A 19577-nucleotide genomic window follows, 5' to 3' on the forward strand; every position below is an offset into this window, starting at 1 on the left:
CTCTCGTCCGGCCGGGTCCCGGCCTTTCCCCGACCGTACAAGGGGGACGGGGGCCCGGCAGCCCGACGGTGTCCGTCGGGACCCGCCGTTCGGGCGGCACCCCCGTGTACGTAATACTCGAAGCATGACCTCATGTGTTACCGAGGCGGTCACCGTCCGACGGGCCACCGCGCGCGACGCCAGGCGCCTGACCAGGCTCGTCCAGGCCTCCGGCGCCTACGAAGGCCCGTACGCGCCGATGGTCGCCGGCTATCGCGTGGGGCCCGACTACATCGAGACCCACCGGGTCTTCCTCGCCGCGGGCCCCGACGGCAGGGTGCTCGGCTTCTACGCGCTGCTGCTCGCCCCGCCGGAGCTGGATCTGCTGTTCGTCGCCGACGCCGCCCAGGGCCTCGGCGTCGGGCGGCGGCTGATCGACCATATGAAGGGGGAGGCGCGCGGCGCCGGCGCCGGCGCCGTACGGGTGGTGTCCCACCCGCCCGCCGAGGGCTTCTACCTCGGCGTCGGCGCTGAACGCGTCGGTACGGTGGCGGCGAACCCGCCCGCGGTGATGTGGGACCGCCCGGAGCTGGTCATCGACCCGCACGGGTAGGTGAGAGCCGGGGCGAGTCCTGGATGCAAGCCCCTGCCGTAGCCGCGAGCTTCGTACGAAGGACTTCGGCGGCTGCCGCTGCCAGGCCCACGCGCTCAGCGGCGACGCCACCCGCACGAACCCGGCCTGTCGTCTGTCGCCCGACCACGCACTCGTCACCGACCTGGTCGACGCCCTCCCGCCGGCCGGGGAGGCACCCACGGCGCCCGCCTACGTCCACCGGGACTACCCGAAAGACCACGGAGCCGCGGCCGGTCACCCTTAGAACTCCCTTTCCAACGGCGCCCCATGGCGCACCGGCACCTCTCACACCCTCCACCCAGCGCAACCCGCAGGGCATCGCGTTCGATCCGCAGGGCCGTCTGTGGGGAGCGGAACTCGGCCAGAACGCCAGGGACGAACTCATCCTCGTCAAGGCCGGCAACAACTACGGCTGGCCCATCTGCGAAGGCACCTGCTCCGCGGCCGGGATGACCGACCCGAAGGCCACCTGGACCACCGCCGAGGCGTCGCCCAGCGGAATCGCCGTTGTCGACGGCGCCGTCCACATGGCGTCACTGCGCGGCGAACGGCCGCTGTCCGGCGCGGAACTCCCCTTCCGCGCCGGACAGTCGGCCCGGCGTCCGGCCCGCCGTACACAGGTGGACGAAAGGGGAGATCGGTGACTCCGGGAGCGGTAGTCTGCACGCCCACGGTGCACACGGAGCGTGCGTGACCGGTCACCGAGGCGAGGGTGAACGCTGTCCTCGGCCATTTCCCCGATCCTCCCGAGGTCCGTCCGATGATCGAGATAACGGTTCTGGCCGCAGGCGGCCTGAGCGCCGGGACCCTTCTGGCGCTCGTCCTGGCAGGCGGTCTGCTCCGCTCCCGCCGCGACCGGTCCAGACTCCGCGAGGAGATCGCCGATCTGCGGGACCGGCTCGACAACGAGCGGTCGAGGGCCGGGCGCGTGACCGACGCGTTCACCGCCGAGATCGCGCATCTCGCCGAGAAGCGCATCCCCGCCGTGGCGACCCGTGCCGCGCACCCGCAGGCGCAGGTGCCGGGACCGCTCAGCTCCGACTTCGCCCGCACCGGACCGGGCGCCGCTCTGGAGGGGGTGATCGACGGCCTGTCGAACGTCATGACGCAGGAGCGCAAGCGGGTCGACGCCGCGGCGCGGGCCGGTATGCGTGGCACCACCCGCGAGATCCAGGCTGGGCTCTACCGGCTCCAGGACGTGCTCAGAGGGCTGCAACAGCAGTACGACGAGCCCGAGTTGGCACAGACCCTGTTCGAACTCGACCACGAGAACGAGCAGTCGCTGCGGCGCGCACAGGTCGCCGCCGTGGTCTGCGGCGCCTGGGTGGGCCTGGCCCGTGAGGAGTCGCACCTGGTGGACGCCGTGACCGGTGGCCAGTCACGGATCGTCGGCTACCACCGCGTACGCGTCAACAACCATCTGGAGCCGGGCACCGCGCTCGTCTCGCACGCCGTCGAGCCTGTCGCGATCATCGTCGCCGAACTCCTCGACAACGCGCTGCGGCACTCCTCACGGGACACCGACGTCTCGGTGCACCTGGAACGCGCCCACCACGGGGCCGCCGTCACCATCGACGACGCCGGGGTCGGCATGTCCGCCGACGAACGCGCTTACGCACAGCGGATGGTGGCGAGCAGCGAGCCGATCCTGCTGTCCGACCTCGGCGACCCGCCCCGGATGGGACTGGCCGCGATCGGCCAGCTCACCCGACAGTTCGACCTCTCTGTCGACCTGTCGACCCCGTCTCCGTACGGCGGCGTACGCGCGGTGCTGCTGGTCGACAACCACCTGCTCAGCCATGTCGACCCGGTCGTCAGGCCGCCCGCCGCCGCCGCACCGCGCTCCACCCGCCCCGCCGGAACGCCGGAACAGCCGGCCAGGGCGGAGACACCCGGCAAGCTGCCGGTCAGGACGGCCGCCACCTCGCGGAACCTGCGGACGGCGGCCCGCAGGGCGACGCCGCCCACCGCTTCCACGACGGCCCCGCCCGCCAACTCCTCGCTTTCCGAAGGGTCTTACCCCGATTTCGCCCACCCCGGCAGCACCCCTGGCAACACATCCGCCAACACCCCCGGCGGCATCGACCCCGACCACGGCGTCCCGCCCGGCGACGACCTCCTGCCCCAGCGCAGGCGTCGCCGCCCCCGCCCCGGCCCCGAAGCCGCGGCCCTGGCCGGCCGCCCCGTCCCCCAGCAGGCCCCACCACCCTCCCGTACCCCCGAAGACTCCGCCGCGGCGCTCGGCGCGCTCCAGACCGGCACCGCAGCGGCACGATCCACCGCCGACCCCGAAGGGAACGACCCGCGATGAAAAGCCGCGACGCCGGCGAAACGGCGTGGGTGCTCGATCCGATCCTGGAAATCCCGCATGTGCGGGCAGCCGTCCTCCTCACCAGGGACGGCCTCGTCTCCGGTTACACGGACGCGCTCAGCCAGGCCACCGCCGAACGCACGGCGGCGATCACGAGCACCGTGCAGGGCGCGTGCCGTACGGCCGCCGCCGCCTTCGCCGACCACGACGACGCGGAGATCCGCCAGATCGTCGTCGAGTCCGACCACGGTTACATCCTGGTCGCGCCCACCTCGCACGGCACCTGTGTGGCCGCGTACGGAGCCCCCGAGGTACGGCTCGACCTGCTCGCCCACCGGGTGCACTCACAGGTGGCCCGACTCGGCGAGAAGACGATGACGGCCGCACCACGCGCGAGCGAGGGCGGCGCTCCGGCATGACCGGCCGCAGAAGCGGCCGTCCACTCGTTCCCGCCTATCTGTCCACCGGCGGGGTCGCTCGGCCGGGCCACACCGAACTACAACGGCTCTCGCTGCTGACCGGGGGGAGCGGGCCCGCCCCCGAAGGGATGCCCGCCGCCCGGCACGCGCTTTTCGACGTGCTCGACGGCGGGACGCTCACCCTGGTGGAGGCCGCCGCCCTGCTGGAGCTGCCGGTCTCCGCCGTACGCGTACTCGCCGCCGAACTGGCCGAGCAGGGGCTGGTGAGCGTACGCGCGCCGGTGCCCGCCGCCGCCCTGCCCGCAGCCGACCTGTTGAAGAGAGTGGCCGATGGCCTCCGCGCCCTCAAGCAGTAGCACCAGCGGCACCGGCGACACGGGCGCCGAGGGGCTGCACCTGCCCGACACCACGGGCGAGTTGGTGAAGATCCTGGTGGCGGGCCCGTTCGGGGTGGGCAAGACCACGCTGATCGACTCGGTGTCCGAGATCCGGCCGCTGCACACCGAGGAACACCTCACCGAGGCGTCCGTGACCGTGGACGACCTCGCGGGTGTACGGGACAAGACCACCACGACCGTCGCCATCGACTTCGGGCGGATCAGCGTGGACGCCGGGGTTGTGCTCTATCTGTTCGGCACACCCGGCCAGGAGCGCTTCCGCTCACTGTGGGCGGACATCGCCCACGGCGCGCTCGGCGCGCTCGTCATCGTCGACACGCGCCGTATCGACGACTCCTTCGACGTACTCGGACTGGTCGAGGAGTCTGGGCTGCCGTACGCCGTCGCGCTCAACACCTTTCCCGACGCGCGCTCCTACACGGAGGAGCAGTTACGCCGTTCGCTGGACCTGGAAGCCGACACTCCCATGGTCATCTGCGACGCGCGCGACACCAACTCCTCCGTCGACGCGCTGCTCGCACTCGTCCAGCATCTGATAGCGGGTCACACCGACGGTGCCGGCCCCCACCACGGAAACCCGGTGACCTGGTGACTTCCTACCCCGCCCCCGCGAAGGCCTTCTCCCTCCCGGCGCCGGTCCGGCTCTGGGACGAGGGCTTCGCCGCCGATCCGCTCAGCCGCTACGAAGCCCTGAAGGCGCAGGGCCCCGTCGGCTGGGGCGAACTCGCCCCCGGCGAGCCCGCGTACATCGTCACCGACCGCCGGGCGGCGCTCGACATCCTGCACGATCCGGACAACTGGTCACGCGACTCCAGGGGGTGGGAGGCGACCACGGCCCCCGACTCACCGATCCTCAGCATGCTGAAGTGGCGGCCCAACCCGCTGTTCAACGACGGTGCCGCGCACCGGCGTTACCGCACCGCGCTGGTCGACGCCTTCGACCTGGTCGAGCCGCACGACCTGCGCGAGCGTGTGCACCACGCCGTGGACCAGCTGGTCGGCCGGTTCGGACCGGCGGGCGCCGCGGACCTCGTGGACGACTTCGCCCGCCCGCTGATGACGCTGATCTTCAACAGCCTCTTCGGACTCCCCGACAGCGAGAGCGTCCGGCTCCACAACTCGATCGGCCGGCTCATGGAGGGCGGCGACGAGGCCGCCGACGGCGAGCAGGAGTACGGCCGTTACCTCACGGAACTCGTCACGGCCAAGACCCTCAAGCGCGGTGACGACCTGACCAGTTGGCTGATCGACCATCCGGCGGACCTCGTGTACGACGAGGTCGTCTGGCAGGTCTTCCTCACGATGGGCGCGGGCCACGAGCCCACGGCGAACCTCGTCGCCAACGCGCTCTCGCGGATGCTCGGCAACCCCGCCTACTACTCCACCCTCACCAGCGGCTCCCGCCCCGTCATGGACGCGGTCCTCGAAGTGCTGCGCCACGAGACGCCGTTGGCGAACTACGGCATCCTCTACGCCCGTGAGTCGATGAGCTTCCGAGGCGTATGGGTGCGCGAGGCGGTCCCTGTCGTCGTCTCGTACGGAGCGCTCGGCTACTTCTCCGAACAGGACGCCGCCGGCGCGCCGCACCACCCGCACGACGCCTCCCATCTCTCCTGGGGCGCGGGCGCGCACAAGTGCCCCGTCAAGCAGCACGCCCTGCTCATCGCGACCGAGGCCATCGAGCGGATCACCCAGTGGCTGCCCGACCTTCAGCTCGTCACACCACGCGACCAACTGACCTGGCGGCCGGGCCCGTTCGTCCGCTCGCTGAGGTCGCTGCCCGTCCACTTCACACCGCGTACGCCGGACACCACCGTCGCCGCTCCGTAACGACGTCCCAGGTACCGTCGTCGCACGGCAGATGACGGTACGTCAGGAGGTCGCGTGGTCGAAGGCTGAGCCAGGGACTGGGCGGCGGCGTACTCGCGCGCCTCGACCGCCGTGGTGGCGCTCGCCGCGTTCGTCCAGGGAGCGAGCGGCCTCGGCTTCGCCCTCATCGTCGCGCCCGTCGTCGGCATGCTGGATCCCGGCCGTCCCCGAACGCCACCTCGGCGTGGCCGTCGGGGCCGCGACGGTGCTGGCCGCGCTGGTGTCCGGAGCGGTGCTGATCGCCGGGGTGTAGGCCTCACGCTCGACCGCCTTCACCGCGGACCACCGCGGGCCAGGGAAAGGGTTGGCGGTTCGGGCCGTCGCCCCGGCATGCTGGCCCCATGCTGATCAGGGAAGCCACCCGTGAGGACTGGGCCGCCATCTGGCCGTTCTTCCACCGGATCGTGGCCGCCGGTGAGACGTTCACCTATCCGACCGGCCTGGCCGAGGACGACGCGAGGGACTGGTGGCTGCTCGCCGCACCGAACCGTACGGTCGTCGCCGTCGATGACGCGGGCACCGTCCTCGGCACCGCCAAGATGAACAACAACCACATGGGCAACGGCGCGCACATCGCGAGCGCCAGCTACATGGTCGACCCGGAGCGCACGGGCCGGGGTGTGGGCCGCGCGCTCTGCGAGTACAGCCTGGAGTGGGCGCGGACGGCGGGTTTCCGCGCGATGCAGTTCAACGCCGTCGTGGAGAGCAACACGCACGCGGTGAAGCTGTACGAATCACTCGGCTTCACGGTGCTCGGCACGCTCCCCGAGGGTTTCCGCCATCCGGTGCACGGCTATGTCGGGCTGCACATCATGCACCGCGCGCTCTGAGGGGCCGCCGCGGCACGCGGCACTTGTCAGGTGTCCGGGCGGCCCTGGAGGCGGGCGGCGCGTTCGCGTATCCGGGGGAGCTGTCCGTACAGCGCACCGCCCGGACAGTGTGTCGAGTAGCCGTCGCGGTGTCCCGACACCGTTCGGAAGATCTGCCGGGTGCCCTTCTTGAAGCGGCTGCCGTCGTTGGTCGACACCAGCGTCGTCGTGCCGCGTGGGTCCACCCCGTACAGGCCGAGCTTCCACGCGATCAGCCGGGCGATCGACTCGACCATCGGCTCGGGCACCGGCGCGCCGTCGCTGAAGTCGCCTATCGCCGCGATGCCGACGGTGGCGACGTTGAAGCCGAGGGTGTGCGCGCCGACGACCGGGTTGCTGATGCCGCCCTCGCGGCCCTCGTAGATGATGCCGCCCCGGTCCACGAGGAAGTTGTAGCCGATGTCGTCCCACTGCCGCCCGTCGACGTGGTCGACGGCGAAGGTGCGGATGAGACCGGGGACCTCGGGACGCGTGTAGTCGTTGGGGCTGCTGGTGTGGTGAATGAAGACGGCCCTGACCTCGTCCGCCGTACGCTCCGGCTTCCGCCGGGGCGGCGGGCGCTCCTGCCAGAACGTGCGGGGCTCGACGGCGGGCCGGGCACTGGCCCAGCGGAGCGGGCGCTCCGGACGTGCCTGCGGGCGCGGGCGGGAGGCAGGCCCGTCCTCGCCGGCTCGCCCGGCAGCGTCGGCGGCCAGGGTGAGGCCCGCACTCGCTGCGGCGGCCCAGCCCATGCCACGAAGCAGCACGCGCCGGTCGATGCTCATGAGCACGAGCGTATGGCGGCGGACCGGGATCCGCCTCCCCTCCGGGGCGCGCCGAGGGGCTTTTCCCCCGGCCGACGGAGGGCTCAGTCGTGCGAGGGCTGGCCGTCGAGCTGGTGGTCGGCCAGATTCAGCGCCTCGTCGATCACGCGCCGCAGATGCCCGTCGCGGAGGTTGTAGACGACCCGGCGGCCTTCCTTGCGTGTCACGACCAGACCGGCGAGCCGGAGCTTGGCGAGGTGCTGGCTGACGGCGGGGCGGGCCGCGCCGCACACCTCCGTCAGCGTGCTCACGTCCGCCTCGCCCCTGGTCAGCGCGTGCAGCAGGACCAGCCGTGTGCGGTCCGCGAGCACGGCGAAGACCTCGGCGGCGAGGGTGAACTGCTCCTCGCCAGGAATGGGCGGGTGCGCATCATGCGCAGTTGACAGTTGCATGCGTGCGTTCATATGCACATAATGGCGAACGCGACACGCTGCTGTCCACCCGCTCTCTCTGTTCGCCCCCATCGCCCGCATATCGGAAGGTCACCGCCATGAACGACTCGCACGGAGGACAGGCCCACACCCATGAGGTCAGACCTCATGCCCACGAGGGTCACGGCGATCACGGTCACGACCACGGAGGTCATGACCACGGGGATCACGGTCACGACCACGGCGACCACGGTCACGACCACGGGGACCACGGCCACGGCGATCACGGCCATGACCACGGGGACCACGGCCACGACCACGGCGGAGGCCTCTCCGGCCTGTGGCACTCGGTCAGTCATCTCGTCACGCCGCACTCCCACGAGTCGGCCGACAAGATCGACCCCGCCCTCGAATCGTCGGCGAAGGGCATGCGCGCGCTGTGGGTCTCGCTGGCCGTGCTCGGGGTGACGGCGATCGCGCAGGTGGTGGTCGTGATCCTGTCCGGCTCGGTGGCCCTGCTGGGCGACACCGTCCACAACGCGGCCGACGCGCTCACCGCGCTGCCGCTCGCCGTCGCGTTCCTCCTGGGACGGCGCGCGGCGACCCGCAAGTTCACCTACGGGTACGGACGGGCGGAGGACATCGCGGGCATCGTCATCGTGCTGACCATCGCCGCCTCGGCCGTGTTCGCCGCGTGGACCGCCATCGACCGGCTGTTCAACCCGCAGGAGATCAGCTATCTGCCCGCCGTCGCCGTGGCGGCCGTGGTCGGCTTCATCGGCAACGAGTGGGTGGCCCGCTACCGCATCCGTGTCGGCCGCGAGATCGGCTCGGCCGCTCTGATAGCCGACGGGCTGCATGCCCGTACCGACGGATTCACCTCGCTCGCCGTGCTGCTGGGCGCGGGCGGCGCCGCGATCGGCTGGAACCTCGCCGACCCGATCATCGGCCTCCTCATCACCGCCGCGATCGTGCTTGTCCTGCGCGACGCCACCCGCGAGGTGTTCCGCCGCATCATGGACGCCGTCGACCCCGCACTGGTGGACACCGCCGAGCAGGCCCTGGTGAAGGTCCCCGGTGTGCGGTCGGTGGGCGAGTTGCGGATGCGGTGGATCGGGCACCGGCTGCGCGCCGAGGTCTCGGTCGTGGTGGCCGGAGACCTGACCGTACGTCAGGCGCACCACGTCGCCGTCGAGGCGGAGCACGCCCTGCTGCACGCGGTACCGAAGCTGACGGCCGCCATGGTCCACTCCGACCCCGCCGCCACCCCCGACGAGTCCGACCCGCACGAGGCGCTCCACCACCACGAACCCATCCTGGACCACCGTGCACCCGCACCCGCCCATGCCCGTTGATGTCGAGGTGAATTGACGGTACGTCAGTCCGGTCTGTCCGATCCGGGAATCCCCCAAAAGGGCGGCCCTTGTCGGTGACACCGTTACTAGTGTGCCGGGTTCCATCCCCCACCGGAGGAGCCCGGCATGAAGGACCGAGTGAGACCCGCGCACCGACGTCGGATCGTCGCAGCCCTGTCCCTGCTCGCCTGCGGCGGTGTGGCCGTCGCCACAGCACCGGCCGGGGCGGCCGACAGCGACAGATCCACGCGCGTCACCCGCCCGTCCCGGTGCCCCCGTACGACGCCTCAGACGGACGCGGAGACGGCGCCGGGAGCCGCCGGCGCCGCCAGCCGCCCGCCCCGGTGCAGTCCGCCGAGTGCCGCGGCACAGGCCAGCCCGAGCACGAGCAGCGCCAACCACGGCAGCGCGGCGACACCGGCCTTCCGCGCCGCGTCGAGTGCCGCGCCGGTGAGCAGATTTCCGAGCGTGATACCGATACCGCAGATGGTGTTGTAGAGCCCGTAGTGCGTGGCGACGAGCCGGTCACCGGAGAGCCGGACGATGGTGTCCATCTCGAAGGGGTACGCGATCATCGTGCCCAGCGCGAGCAGCAGCGCGGCGATCGCGGGCGGGACGGCCGCCAGCGTCCACCGGTCGATTCCGCCGCCCGGTACGGGAATCGCGCCGGCCGCGAGCAGCGGCAGGAACGCCAGCCCCATGACGGCCAGCCCCCAGGTGAGCGCACGCCCCGGCTCCATCCGTGCCGTGCACCAGGCGGTCACCCGTGTCTGGAACAGGATCGTGCTCAGCCCGGACACCGCGAACAGCAGCGCCACGGCGGCTGCGGTGAACTCCCCGTCGCCGCCCACCCGTCGGACCTCCAGCGGAAGCGCCAGATAGACCTGGAAGGTCAGCACGTACGAGCCGATCATCGCCGCCGAGAAGAGCAGGAACGGCCGGTTGGCCAGCACCGAGCGCCACTGCGCCGCCACACTCTCCCGCCCGCCGTCCTCGTCCGCTGCCCGGCCGCCGGCCCGACGGGGCGGGAGCGCCCGGATCTGCACGATGCTCAGCAGCGCGAAGATCCCGGCCGAGACGAGGCAGGTGACTCTGAAGTCGACCCCGGTCAGCACCATGCCCACCAGCGGGCCGAGCAGGATGCCGGCCTGGTAGAAGACGTTGAACAGCGCGAACGCCTCCACGCGCCGCTCCCCGGCGTCCGCCGCCAGATACGCCCGGACCGCCGGGTTGAACAGCGCGCCGGCGAAGCCGGTGGCCGCCGACGCGGCGAGCAGCGCGGGCAGCGAGTCCACCAGGCCGAGCGTCGCGAAGCCCACCGTGCGCAGCGCGCACCCGGCGACGATGAGGGGCTTGTACCCGAACCGGTCGGCCAGCGTCCCGCCGACCAGGAACATGCCCTGCTGGCTGAAGTTCCGTACGCCCAGGACGAATCCGACCAGCCAGCCGGCCAGCCCGAGGGTGCCGGACAGATGGGTGGCGAGGTACGGCATCAGCATGTAGAAGCCGAGATTGATGGTGAACTGATTGACCATCAGCAACTGGGCGCCGCGCCCGTACGAACGCACCTGCGTGATCATTCCCCTCACCGGATCGCCTCCTCAGGGGAGTTGGCGGCAGCCGTGGCCGCCGTCAACGTCAGCGGGTCCACCACCGAGGCGCACCGGGTCCACCGGGTGACCTCCTTCTCGTCGACGCGGCCGATCACCTCCGGTTCGGCCGCCGGGGCCGCATCCAGCAGTCCGTACGCGGCGCAGAAGTCGTCGTCGTACACCGTCCCGAGGTAGCGCTGGGGCCCGTCCGGGAAGACCGCGACGATCCGGGCGTCGGCGGCACCGGTCCGCGCCAGCCAGCCCGCCACCAGGGCGACCGCGCCGACGCTCCAGCCGCCGGTGGCGTAGTGGGACGTGGCAAGCCGGCGACAGGTCCACACCGCCTCGGACGGCGCGACCCAGTGCACCTCGTCGAAGGTCCCGTACGCGACGTTGCGCGGGTAGATGCTCGATCCGAGCCCGCGCATCAGCCGGGTCCGGGCCGGCTGACCGAAGATCGTCGAGCCGATGGTGTCCACCCCGACCACCCGCAGCTGCGGGTAGAGCTGCCGCAGCACCCGAGAGATCCCGGCCGAGTGCCCGCCGGTGCCCACACTGCACACCAGGGTGTCGATGTGACCGAGCTGGGAGGCGAGTTCGAGGGCGAGCGGGGTGTACGCGGCGGTGTTGTCCGGGTTGTTGTACTGGTCCGGGCACCAGGAGGCGGGGTGCCGCTCCAGCAGCCGGGCCACCCGCTCGCGGCGCGCCTGCTGCCAGCCGCCGGTCGGGTGCGGCTGCGGCACGGTGTCGACCTCGGCGCCGTACGCCGTGAGCAGCCGGGTCATCGACAGTTCGAGGCCGGGGTCGGTGACGAGGGTGACCGGATGGCCGTGGACCAGCCCGGCGAGGGCGAGCCCCAGTCCCAGGGTGCCGCTGGTCGATTCGATGATCCTGCCGCCGGGCAGCAACTCGCCGCGCGCACGGGCCCGTTCGACCATGTAGAGGCCGGGGCGGTCCTTGATGCCGCCGGGGTTGAAGCCTTCGAGCTTGGCCCAGAAGCCGCGCTCCGCCGGGGCGAGGGGCGCACCGACACGGAGGATCGGGGTATTGCCGACGAGCCCGGAGAGGTCATGGGGTGGCGTGGAGACAGTGGGGGTCTGGAGATGCATGGATTCGCTTTCGTTCGCTGCACGGAAACGCGGGGGCGCCCGTACAGACGGCACACGGATTACGCACGTCGAAGGACACGTCGAATGGACCGGACGGCGAAATGCGGCCAGGCCGGGTCTGTCCTGCGTTCGAAAAGAAGTGACCGGTTCGGAACGGAGTTCTACACCCGCAGAATTGCCGGGTCTCTCCATGTGACGGACGCGGGAACGGCGTTGGCCGGCAGCGTGAAAGCGGGGGCGTGAAGTCGCGTCAGTTCCGCGAAGCCCAGCGGCGTCGTGCCACGGACGGGCAGGTCGGCCCGGTAGGGAGGCTGACCGGACGCGCAGCTCTCCGCGCGGTGTTCCGCCTCGTCACCGCTGTGGTGACCGGGCGCGGTGTCGTGGTCCGTGAAATCCACGGACGTCGCGGCTGTCGCCGTCACCGCGGTGAGGGGGGACTCGTGGGCCGCCAGGCCGTGGCTGTGGACGCCGTGCGTGGAGAGCAGCGCGAAAAGAAGTACGGCCAACCGGAACAACCGCAATGGGCGCGAAATCCGGAAGGCCGTAACCATGCGGTGATCGTAGCGTCACTTTGCGTGTGGTGCACGATCAACACCATTGCCAAGGGTGAGAAATAGGCTATGCGTGCGAATTGTTTATCCGCCCCCGGCGCAATTCGAGAATGACACCCGTCAGCCGACGACGGCCAGACCCCGCCCCGTGGTGTTGAGCCGCCGGCCGCCGGTCTCGGTGACCGTCATGATGTCCTCGATCCGCACGCCGAAGCGCCCCGGCAGATAGACGCCGGGCTCCACGGAGAAGCACATGCCCGGTACGAGCGGCAGTTCCTCGCCCTCGACCAGGTAGGGCGGCTCGTGCGTGGTGACGCCGATGCCGTGGCCGGTGCGGTGGATGAAGTACTGGCCGTATCCGGCGTCGGCGATCACCGCGCGGGCCACCCGGTCCACGTCCTGGCAGGTGATGCCCGGCCGTACCGCCTCGCAGGCGGTCCGCTGCGCCGTGCGCACCAGATCGTGGACGCGCCGCTCCTCCTCGGTGGGCTCGCCGACGTGCACGGTGCGGGAGGTGTCGGAGCCGTAGCCCTGGCACAGACCGCCGAAGTCGAGCACGACCATGTCCCCGGCCCCGATGACCCGCTCGCCGGCCTCGTGGTGGGGGTTGGCGCCGTTCGGGCCGGAGCCGACGACGGTGAAGTCGACCTGCGAGTGCCCGAACGCGCGCAGCAGGTCGGCGAGGTCGGCTGCGACCTCGGTCTCCCGGCGGCCCGCGAAGGGCACCTTCTTGATCTCCTCGTACGCGGCGTCGGCCGCCGCGCCCGCCGCCGCCAGCCGCTCCACCTCGCGCGCGTCCTTGACGGCGCGCAGCATCGGGAGCGCGTTCGTCAACGGCGCGTAGGAGGTGCCGGGCAGCGCCTCCTGGAGCCCGATGAGATGCAGGGCCCAGGTGTTGTCGCTGATGCCGTAGCGGCCGGTGGCGTTGAGCACGGGCGCGGTTACGCCGTACGGGTCGACGCCGTCCGTCCAGTCCCGCAGGGTCAGCGCGGGCGCGCCGACAGCCTTCTCCGCGTCGGGCGCCTCCAGCCTGGGCACCACGAGGACGGGGCCGGCGTCCGGGGTGAGCACCAGCAGGGTCAGCCGCTCGGTGTCGGCCGGCGGCCGGTAGCCGGTGAGCCAGACCATGTCGGGTCCGGGCGCCACGAGAACCCCGGCCAGCCCGGCGGCGGTGGCGTCCCGCACCGCGCGGTCCATCCGGGCGCGGTAGTCGTCGGCGGTGAAGGGGGCGGGGTGCGCCGGAGCCCCGGCGTCCGGGCGTGCGGTGGATGCGTCGCTGCCAGTCATACGGCCATCCTGCCGTCGCCGCCGGGCGCTCCGACACCCCCGGACCCGCGAAGATCCGCCGGACAGGGCCTACGCCTTCGGCTGGGTGAACCGGATGCTGTTGCCGAACGGGTCGCGCAGGCCGCAGTCGATGCCGTACGGGCGCTCGGTGGGCTCCTCGGTGAACTCGACGCCGCGCGCCAGCAGCGTCTCGTACGTCTTGCGGCAGTCGTCCGTGCTGAAGATGAGCGAGCCGCCCGTCGCGCCCTTCGTCACCAGCTCGCGGACCTGCCGCGCCGTCTCCTCGGACATCGCCGGAGGGCCCGGCCTCTCCAGCAGGATCTGGCGGTCCGGGTGGCCGGGGACGTGGACGGTCAGCCAGCGCATGAAGCCCATGTCGATGTCGGCGCCGACCTCCAGACCGAGGGTGCCGACGTAGAAGTCGAGTGCCGTGTCCTGGTCGAGGACGTAGATCTGTGAGTGTGTGATCGCGTTGAACATGTTTCTCACGCTACGGCGCGCGGCCGGCGAAAACTTGTCCAGAACTGCTCAGTCAGGCGCTCGGCCGCGTCCACGCCTTCGTGAAGCACGTCGGTACGGCCATGGCGATGAGCGCCGCCTCCTTGCGGTACGTCCTGGGCGGCCGGCCGACGATGTCGTGGAAGGTGCGGCTGAAGGTCGCCGGACTGCCGAAGCCGACCTCGTAGCAGATGTCGGTGACGCTGCGGTCGGTCTCCCGCAGCAGGAACATCGCCCGCTCGACCCGCCTGCGCTGCAGATAACGGTGCGGCGTCTCACCGAACGTGGCCCGGAACGTACGCGTGAAGTGGGCCTGCGACACATGGGCGATCCGCGCCAGCGCCGGGACGTCCAGCGGCTGCGCGTAGTCACGGTCCATCGCGTCCCGTACGCGGAGCATGCGGCGATTGGTCTCTTCCACGGCGCGGCCCACGACACCATCAGACCACGGGGCGGTGAGGAACGGCCGGCCGGACAGCTCCGGCACCGAAACCGCGCGAATCGCTCCCCGGGCCGGTGGCACCGGGGGACGATGGGTTCATGACGGCGCGATTTCGGCGGACACGGGGCGTTCAGTGGTGAGGCAGCGGCCTTCACGGCAGGAGTTGATCCGGCGCAGGCGGCAGGGCGGGTTCGTGGGGCGGCAGGGGGAGATCGCCGCGTTCCGTGAGGTGCTGCGGCAGGTGGTCGAGGAGACGGAGCAGTTCCTGTTCCACATCCACGGGCCCGCCGGGGTCGGGAAGTCCACGCTCGTACGCCAGTTGGAGACCATCGCGAGGGAGAACGGCGCCCTCACCGTCTACCTGGACGAGTCGGTGGCGGACGTGGTCGAGGCGATGGAGGCCATCAGCGCCCAGCTGGCCTTGCAGGGCGCGGCGATGAAGACGTTCGACAAACGGCTCGCCGCCTACCGGCAGTTGAGGCACGAGGCCGCGGCGGGCGCCGCGGCGGGACCACCGCCGGCGGCGGACGGCGAGCCCCCGGCCGCGCCCGCCCCCTCACCGTCCAGCGTCGTCGCCTCGCAGGTCGGCCTGGTCGGGCTGGGCATGATCCCCGGTGTCGGGGCCTTCACGGGCGCGGTGGATCCGCTCCAGGTGGCGGCGGGCGCGGACAGGGTCAAGGCGCTGTTCCAGTCCCGGCGCAGCCCCGAGGACATCCAGCTCGTCCTCTCGCCGTTGCAGGTCCTGGGCCCGGTGTTCATGGAGGACCTGACGGAGGCGGCGCGGCGCACCCCGTCGATCGTGTGGTTCTTCGACACCTACGAGCGCACCGGCCCGCTCCTGGACGTATGGCTGCGGGATCTGCTCATCAGCGGGCGGTACGGGGCGCTCCCGCCGAACGTCCTGACGGTGCTGGCCGGTCAGCCGGGGCTCGCGCCGAGCGTCTGGGGCGACTGGCTCGACCTGGTCACCGACTGGCCGCTGGACATCTTCAGCGAGGACGAGGCGCGCCGTCTGCTCACCCAGAAAGGCGTCACGGACGAGCGTGTCGTGGCGCTCATCCTCGAACTCTCCGAGCGCCTGCCGGTCCTGGTCTCCACCCTCGCCGAGAACAGCCCCGCCTCCCTGGACGACGTGGGTGATCCCAGCGGCACGGCGGTGGAGCGCTTCCTCAAGTGGGAGCCCGACCCCGACCGCAGGGCCGTCGCCCTGGCCTGCGCGCTCCCGCAGCAGTTCGACACCGGCGTCTACCGCGCCGCCGCGCCTGCCGACATCCCGGACCAACTGCCCTGGCTGCGCACGATGCCCTTCGTCACCGACCGCGCGGGCCAGTGCCGTTACCACCAGGTCGTACGCTCCATGATGCTGCGGCTGCAACGACAGCGGTCCCCGGAGAGCTGGCGGGAGCAGCACACCCGGATCGCCGACGCGTTCTCCTGGCGGCGCGTGTCACTGGAGCAGGGCGCGGAGCCCGACGGCGGCTGGTGGCACGACGACCACTGGCGTCGCCTGCGCCTCCAGGAGACGTACCACCGGCTGTGCGCCGATCCGCGCACGGCCCTCCCGGAGGCCCTGCGGGAACTGCTCGACGCCTACGACCACGGCCCGACCACCCTGCGACGCTGGGCCCAGACACTCACCGAGGCCGGTCGTGACACCGACGCACGCGGGCCGGGTGAGTGGGGCGCGCGGCTCCTGGCCGCACTCGACACGGAGGAACCCGGTCCGGCCGCGCTGACCTTGCTCATCGACCAGGGCCGCCTCGACAACGCCGCCCGCGCCAAGGCCCATACGCTGCGGGGCGACGACCTCCGTTACGCGGGCCGCTACGACCAGGCATTCGCCGACTTCGACGTGGCTGTCGCCCTCGCGCCGGAGAGCCGGCGCGCCGTGGGCGGCCGGGGCACGACCCACTCCTTGCTGGAGCGGTACGAGGAGGCGCTGGCCGACTTCGACCGCGCCATCGAGCTCGACCCCACGGACAGCTGGGCCTTCACCTGGCGTGGTGACACCTACAGTTCGCTGGACCGGTGCGACGAGGCGCTGGCCGACTTCGACCGGGCCATCGCTCTCGACCCCGAGTCCCTGTGGGCGTTCGCGTGGCGCGGCGACGTGTACCGGTTGCTGGGCCGCTACGAGGAGGCGCTTGCCGACCTCGACCGGGCACTTGAACGGGATGTCACGTCGTCGTTCGTGTTCGCCCGGCGCGGTGAGGTGTACCGGTTGCTGGAGCGCCACGACGAGGCGCTGGCCGACATGGACCGAGCGGTCGAGGGCAACCCCGACTCGTCCTGGGTGGTCGCCCGGCGGGGCGAGATGTACCGGCTGCTGGAGCGCTACGACGAGGCGCTCGCCGACCTCGACCGGGCGATCGGACTCGACCCCGACTACGGCTGGGCCTTCACCGCGCGCGGCCAGGTGCACACGGCGCTGGAGCGGTACGAGGAGGCGCTGGCCGACCTCGACCGTTCCATCGAGCTGAAGCCCGATCACGACGGATGGATCTACTACGAGAGGGCGCTGGCCAGACGCCGGCTGGGGAGAGCCGACTGGACGCGGGACCTGACGCGGGCGATCTCCCTGTTCACCGCGGACGCGGAGTCCACCGGCCCCGGTGCCCAGGTCGGCCTGGGCAACCTGGTCGTGGTCCACTGCGCCCTGTCCTCCTGGCAGGAGGCGGAGGACGCCCTCACCGGGTTCTTCGCGCTGCGCCCCTCGCGGCACCAACTCCGGGACGGGATAACCGACCTGACCCTGCTGGCCCGTGTGGTCCCCTCGCTCGCCCAGCGGATTCTGCCCTTCCAGGTCCGGCTCCGGGACGCTCTCGACGCCGACGGCTAGATTCGGCCAATTCGCGTGGCCGGGAGGTGAACCGTTCGCCGCCGGCTGCGGCGGTGGGGCGGAAGAGCGTCACCCAGGTGGGCTGTGACTATAGAAAGTGATACCTATCGAGCCGCCTGTCATCGCGATACCCGAGTGCGCCCCGTAGGGGCGTCGTGCGGTGAAGGGGCCCGGACCGGTCAGTGGCCGGAACCTGACGAGGGGGAGGGTGGAGCGGTCTTGCCCTCCCTTTAGTGCAAGTATATATTCCTGAAGCATCTTGCTCCGGGCCCTTGCATGGCGAAACCCGCTCAGCCCTTCTGTGCGCACTTCACATCGCGTTTCCGCTCGAAATCGCGGCCACGACGCATCGCCGGACGAGGGAGAGTTCATGGAGACTGCAATCGCGCGAGCCGTGGCCCGTGTCATCACCGATATGCACGCCAACTTCGGCGAAGAGCTCACGATTGACGATATGGCCGATACGGCCGGGTTCAGTAAGTTTCATTTCACACGAGGGTTCACGAATGTGACAGGGGTTTCCCCCCGAAGGTTTCTCCGGGCCATACGGTTCCAAGAGGCGAAACGGCTGCTCATGGAATCCGAACTGAACATCGCCGAGATCAGCCACGCCGTCGGTTACAGCAGTGTCGGTACGTTCAGCTCGTGCTTCAAATCGTGTACCGGTATTACTCCTTCCACTTATCGGCGGCTCGCCGTGTCACGGGCCGAAAGGCCGGGCCCGGAGGGGGATTCCACCGGAGTGGAGTCACCGACACCGCTGCGCGGTCAAGTCCTCACACCGTCGCCGACGCCCGCCGACTTCGTTTTCCTCGGTCTTTTCCCCACCTGTGTCCCACAGGGCCACCCGGTGCGCTGCGCGGTGCTCACCCGGCCGGGCGAATTCATCCTTGAGCATGTACCGCCGGGGACCTGGTACATGCTGGCGCGCTCTGTTTCCTACGGGGACGGCGACGGGTACAGCGGCGAGCCCACCCTTGCCGTCGGTGTCCACGGGCCGATCACGGTGACCGCCGGCCGGTGCCTCGAACCCGCCGTCATACAGCTCCGCCACCGTCGGGTGGACCGTGGCGCGAAGAGGCGGCCGGCGGACGGCCCGCCGCCGGTGCGCTGTCGCGTCCTCAGGCCCGTCAGGGCTGACGGGACCTCTGCGGGAGGGCTCTGCGCCGGTCATGAACTGGCGAGTTGAGCCAGGGGCTGTCGTCTGGATCCTGCCGGATCCAGACGACAGCCCCTAGCCCGGCCTCGGGGTGAGACGGCGGAACCGCCCGTCCAGGAACACCAGCGCGTCCTGCGGCGCCTGCCGCTCGAAGGCACGCACCGCGCCCACGAAGATCGTGTGATCGCCGCCTTCGTGGTCCCGCCACATCTCGCACTCGAAGTGCGCGAGGGCCCCGTCGATCAGCGGGGCGCCGGTCGCGGCACCGGGCGTCCAGCCGACGTTCTCGAACTGCTGCCGGCCCATGGGGCGGGAATGGTCGGCGAAATGCCGGGCCACGGCTTCCTGAGTGGCGCTGAGCACCGAGACGCCGAAATGGCGGGCGGAGCCCAGGGATTGACGCATGACTGCCTCATGGGCGACGCAGACGAGTACCAGAGGAGGATCGAGGGAGACAGATGTGAAGGAATTCGCCGTCATTCCGCGCGGAGTGGGGCCACCCACCGTCACCACGGTGATCCCGGTGGCGAACGCCCCGAACGCACCACGTAATTCCTCGGTCTTCTTGTCGTAAGGCGTGGGCGCCGGAAGGGTGCTCACGCGGTCCTTCCCCTTCGGTTCATGGCGGCCGGCGGAGCGTACGATTCCAGCGCCTGCACCAGTGCTTCGGGTACCAGGGCCGGCACCGTGGCGTTATTCGGGCCGCGCATGCACGCGACCCTCTGTCTGCCGCGCGCGACCAGTTTCTCCGTACCCTCCGGGGCGAGTCTGACGTAGTCGAAGCTGAACTCAAGCTGCGTCTGCACCAGTTCGGTCAGGCGCATTCTGACCGACAACTCGTCGAACGCGCTGATCTCGGCGAAGAACTCGCAGTCGACCTTCAGCGTGAACAACTTGAGGTCCGCGAGTACGTCGGCGAGTACGTCCGGAGCGTGGGTCCTGAGGAACATTTCGCGGCACCGCCCCTGCCACCGCAGATAGTTGACGTAATAGACGTTGCCGACGAGATTCGTTTCCTCGAAGCCGACGACATGCCGGTATTCGAAGTAGTCCGCCATGGTTCGTTCCCTGCTTTCGTGAGGGGTGTCGAAC

General features: G+C 70.8%; 21 protein-coding genes. 11 read left to right on the forward strand and 10 right to left on the reverse strand.

Annotated features, from left to right (window positions below):
• Positions 1-124 precede the first annotated feature (124 nt).
• From ACIBLA_RS03035 to ACIBLA_RS03070, 8 genes are all read left to right on the forward strand, one after another.
• Complete coding sequence (locus tag ACIBLA_RS03035) at positions 125-592, forward strand: GNAT family N-acetyltransferase (protein ID WP_363239671.1); 468 nt, start codon at positions 125-127, stop codon at positions 590-592.
• A gap of 23 nt (positions 593-615) precedes the next feature.
• Positions 616-1257: a PQQ-dependent sugar dehydrogenase gene (locus ACIBLA_RS03040; protein ID WP_399197617.1), complete on the forward strand. Its 642-nt coding sequence runs from the start codon at positions 616-618 to the stop codon at positions 1255-1257.
• A gap of 116 nt (positions 1258-1373) precedes the next feature.
• Positions 1374-2924: an ATP-binding protein gene (locus ACIBLA_RS03045; protein ID WP_399197618.1), complete on the forward strand. Its 1551-nt coding sequence runs from the start codon at positions 1374-1376 to the stop codon at positions 2922-2924.
• Entirely contained in the window at positions 2921-3343 is a 423-nt protein-coding gene (locus ACIBLA_RS03050; protein ID WP_363239673.1) for a roadblock/LC7 domain-containing protein, read from the forward strand. The genes ACIBLA_RS03045 and ACIBLA_RS03050 overlap by 4 nt, the downstream gene beginning before the upstream one ends.
• A complete protein-coding gene (locus tag ACIBLA_RS03055; RefSeq protein ID WP_399197619.1) occupies positions 3340-3699 on the forward strand; it encodes a DUF742 domain-containing protein in 360 nt (119 codons plus the stop codon). Before ACIBLA_RS03050 ends, ACIBLA_RS03055 begins: the two co-directional genes overlap by 4 nt.
• Complete coding sequence (locus ACIBLA_RS03060; RefSeq protein WP_363239675.1) at positions 3674-4333, forward strand: ATP/GTP-binding protein; 660 nt, start codon at positions 3674-3676, stop codon at positions 4331-4333. The genes ACIBLA_RS03055 and ACIBLA_RS03060 overlap by 26 nt, the downstream gene beginning before the upstream one ends.
• On the forward strand, positions 4330-5571 hold the full coding sequence (locus tag ACIBLA_RS03065) for a cytochrome P450 (protein ID WP_363239676.1): 1242 nt from the start codon (positions 4330-4332) through the stop codon (positions 5569-5571). Before ACIBLA_RS03060 ends, ACIBLA_RS03065 begins: the two co-directional genes overlap by 4 nt.
• A gap of 380 nt (positions 5572-5951) precedes the next feature.
• Positions 5952-6440 (forward strand): GNAT family N-acetyltransferase, encoded by a 489-nt coding sequence (locus ACIBLA_RS03070; RefSeq protein ID WP_363239677.1) that lies wholly within the window; start codon positions 5952-5954, stop codon positions 6438-6440.
• Between the two features lie 26 nt (positions 6441-6466).
• Here the strand turns inward: ACIBLA_RS03070 and ACIBLA_RS03075 are convergent, their stop codons facing one another.
• Positions 6467-7243, reverse strand: a complete 777-nt coding sequence (locus tag ACIBLA_RS03075; RefSeq protein ID WP_363239678.1) for an N-acetylmuramoyl-L-alanine amidase — start codon at positions 7241-7243, stop codon at positions 6467-6469.
• Between the two features lie 83 nt (positions 7244-7326).
• Complete coding sequence (locus ACIBLA_RS03080) at positions 7327-7686, reverse strand: metalloregulator ArsR/SmtB family transcription factor (RefSeq protein ID WP_363239679.1); 360 nt, start codon at positions 7684-7686, stop codon at positions 7327-7329.
• A gap of 86 nt (positions 7687-7772) precedes the next feature.
• Between ACIBLA_RS03080 and ACIBLA_RS03085 the strand changes: the two genes are divergently transcribed.
• Positions 7773-9008, forward strand: a complete 1236-nt coding sequence (locus tag ACIBLA_RS03085) for a cation diffusion facilitator family transporter (protein WP_399197620.1) — start codon at positions 7773-7775, stop codon at positions 9006-9008.
• A 287-nt stretch (positions 9009-9295) separates the two neighbouring features.
• Here ACIBLA_RS03085 and ACIBLA_RS03090 read toward each other — a convergent pair whose 3' ends face one another.
• From ACIBLA_RS03090 to ACIBLA_RS03115, 6 genes are all read right to left on the reverse strand, one after another.
• The gene (locus tag ACIBLA_RS03090) at positions 9296-10588 is read right to left on the reverse strand and encodes an MFS transporter (protein WP_399197746.1); all 1293 of its coding nucleotides are present in this window, start codon (positions 10586-10588) and stop codon (positions 9296-9298) included.
• Positions 10589-10593: 5 nt separating this feature from the next.
• The gene (locus tag ACIBLA_RS03095) at positions 10594-11709 is read right to left on the reverse strand and encodes a PLP-dependent cysteine synthase family protein (RefSeq protein ID WP_363239682.1); all 1116 of its coding nucleotides are present in this window, start codon (positions 11707-11709) and stop codon (positions 10594-10596) included.
• A gap of 161 nt (positions 11710-11870) precedes the next feature.
• On the reverse strand, positions 11871-12260 hold the full coding sequence (locus ACIBLA_RS03100; RefSeq protein ID WP_363239683.1) for a hypothetical protein: 390 nt from the start codon (positions 12258-12260) through the stop codon (positions 11871-11873).
• Positions 12261-12380: 120 nt separating this feature from the next.
• The gene (locus ACIBLA_RS03105; protein ID WP_363239684.1) at positions 12381-13547 is read right to left on the reverse strand and encodes an aminopeptidase P family protein; all 1167 of its coding nucleotides are present in this window, start codon (positions 13545-13547) and stop codon (positions 12381-12383) included.
• Between the two features lie 69 nt (positions 13548-13616).
• Positions 13617-14027 (reverse strand): VOC family protein, encoded by a 411-nt coding sequence (locus tag ACIBLA_RS03110; protein WP_399197621.1) that lies wholly within the window; start codon positions 14025-14027, stop codon positions 13617-13619.
• Between the two features lie 52 nt (positions 14028-14079).
• Positions 14080-14478 carry an AraC family transcriptional regulator gene (locus tag ACIBLA_RS03115; protein WP_363239686.1) on the reverse strand — a complete coding sequence of 133 codons (399 nt, stop codon included), beginning with the start codon at positions 14476-14478 and terminating at the stop codon, positions 14080-14082.
• Positions 14479-14623: 145 nt separating this feature from the next.
• Here ACIBLA_RS03115 and ACIBLA_RS03120 point away from each other — a divergent pair, with 145 nt between their 5' ends.
• A complete protein-coding gene (locus ACIBLA_RS03120; RefSeq protein ID WP_399197622.1) occupies positions 14624-17326 on the forward strand; it encodes a tetratricopeptide repeat protein in 2703 nt (900 codons plus the stop codon).
• 370 nt (positions 17327-17696) lie between these two features.
• On the forward strand, positions 17697-18515 hold the full coding sequence (locus ACIBLA_RS03125) for an AraC family transcriptional regulator (RefSeq protein WP_363239688.1): 819 nt from the start codon (positions 17697-17699) through the stop codon (positions 18513-18515).
• 45 nt (positions 18516-18560) lie between these two features.
• Here ACIBLA_RS03125 and ACIBLA_RS03130 read toward each other — a convergent pair whose 3' ends face one another.
• The gene (locus ACIBLA_RS03130) at positions 18561-19085 is read right to left on the reverse strand and encodes a flavin reductase family protein (protein WP_399197623.1); all 525 of its coding nucleotides are present in this window, start codon (positions 19083-19085) and stop codon (positions 18561-18563) included.
• On the reverse strand, positions 19082-19543 hold the full coding sequence (locus tag ACIBLA_RS03135; protein WP_363239690.1) for an acyl-CoA thioesterase: 462 nt from the start codon (positions 19541-19543) through the stop codon (positions 19082-19084). The genes ACIBLA_RS03130 and ACIBLA_RS03135 overlap by 4 nt, the downstream gene beginning before the upstream one ends.
• Positions 19544-19577 lie beyond the last annotated feature (34 nt).

Origin of the sequence: Streptomyces sp. NPDC050433, assembly GCF_044458565.1 — a bacterium.
GTDB lineage: Bacteria > Actinomycetota > Actinomycetes > Streptomycetales > Streptomycetaceae > Streptomyces.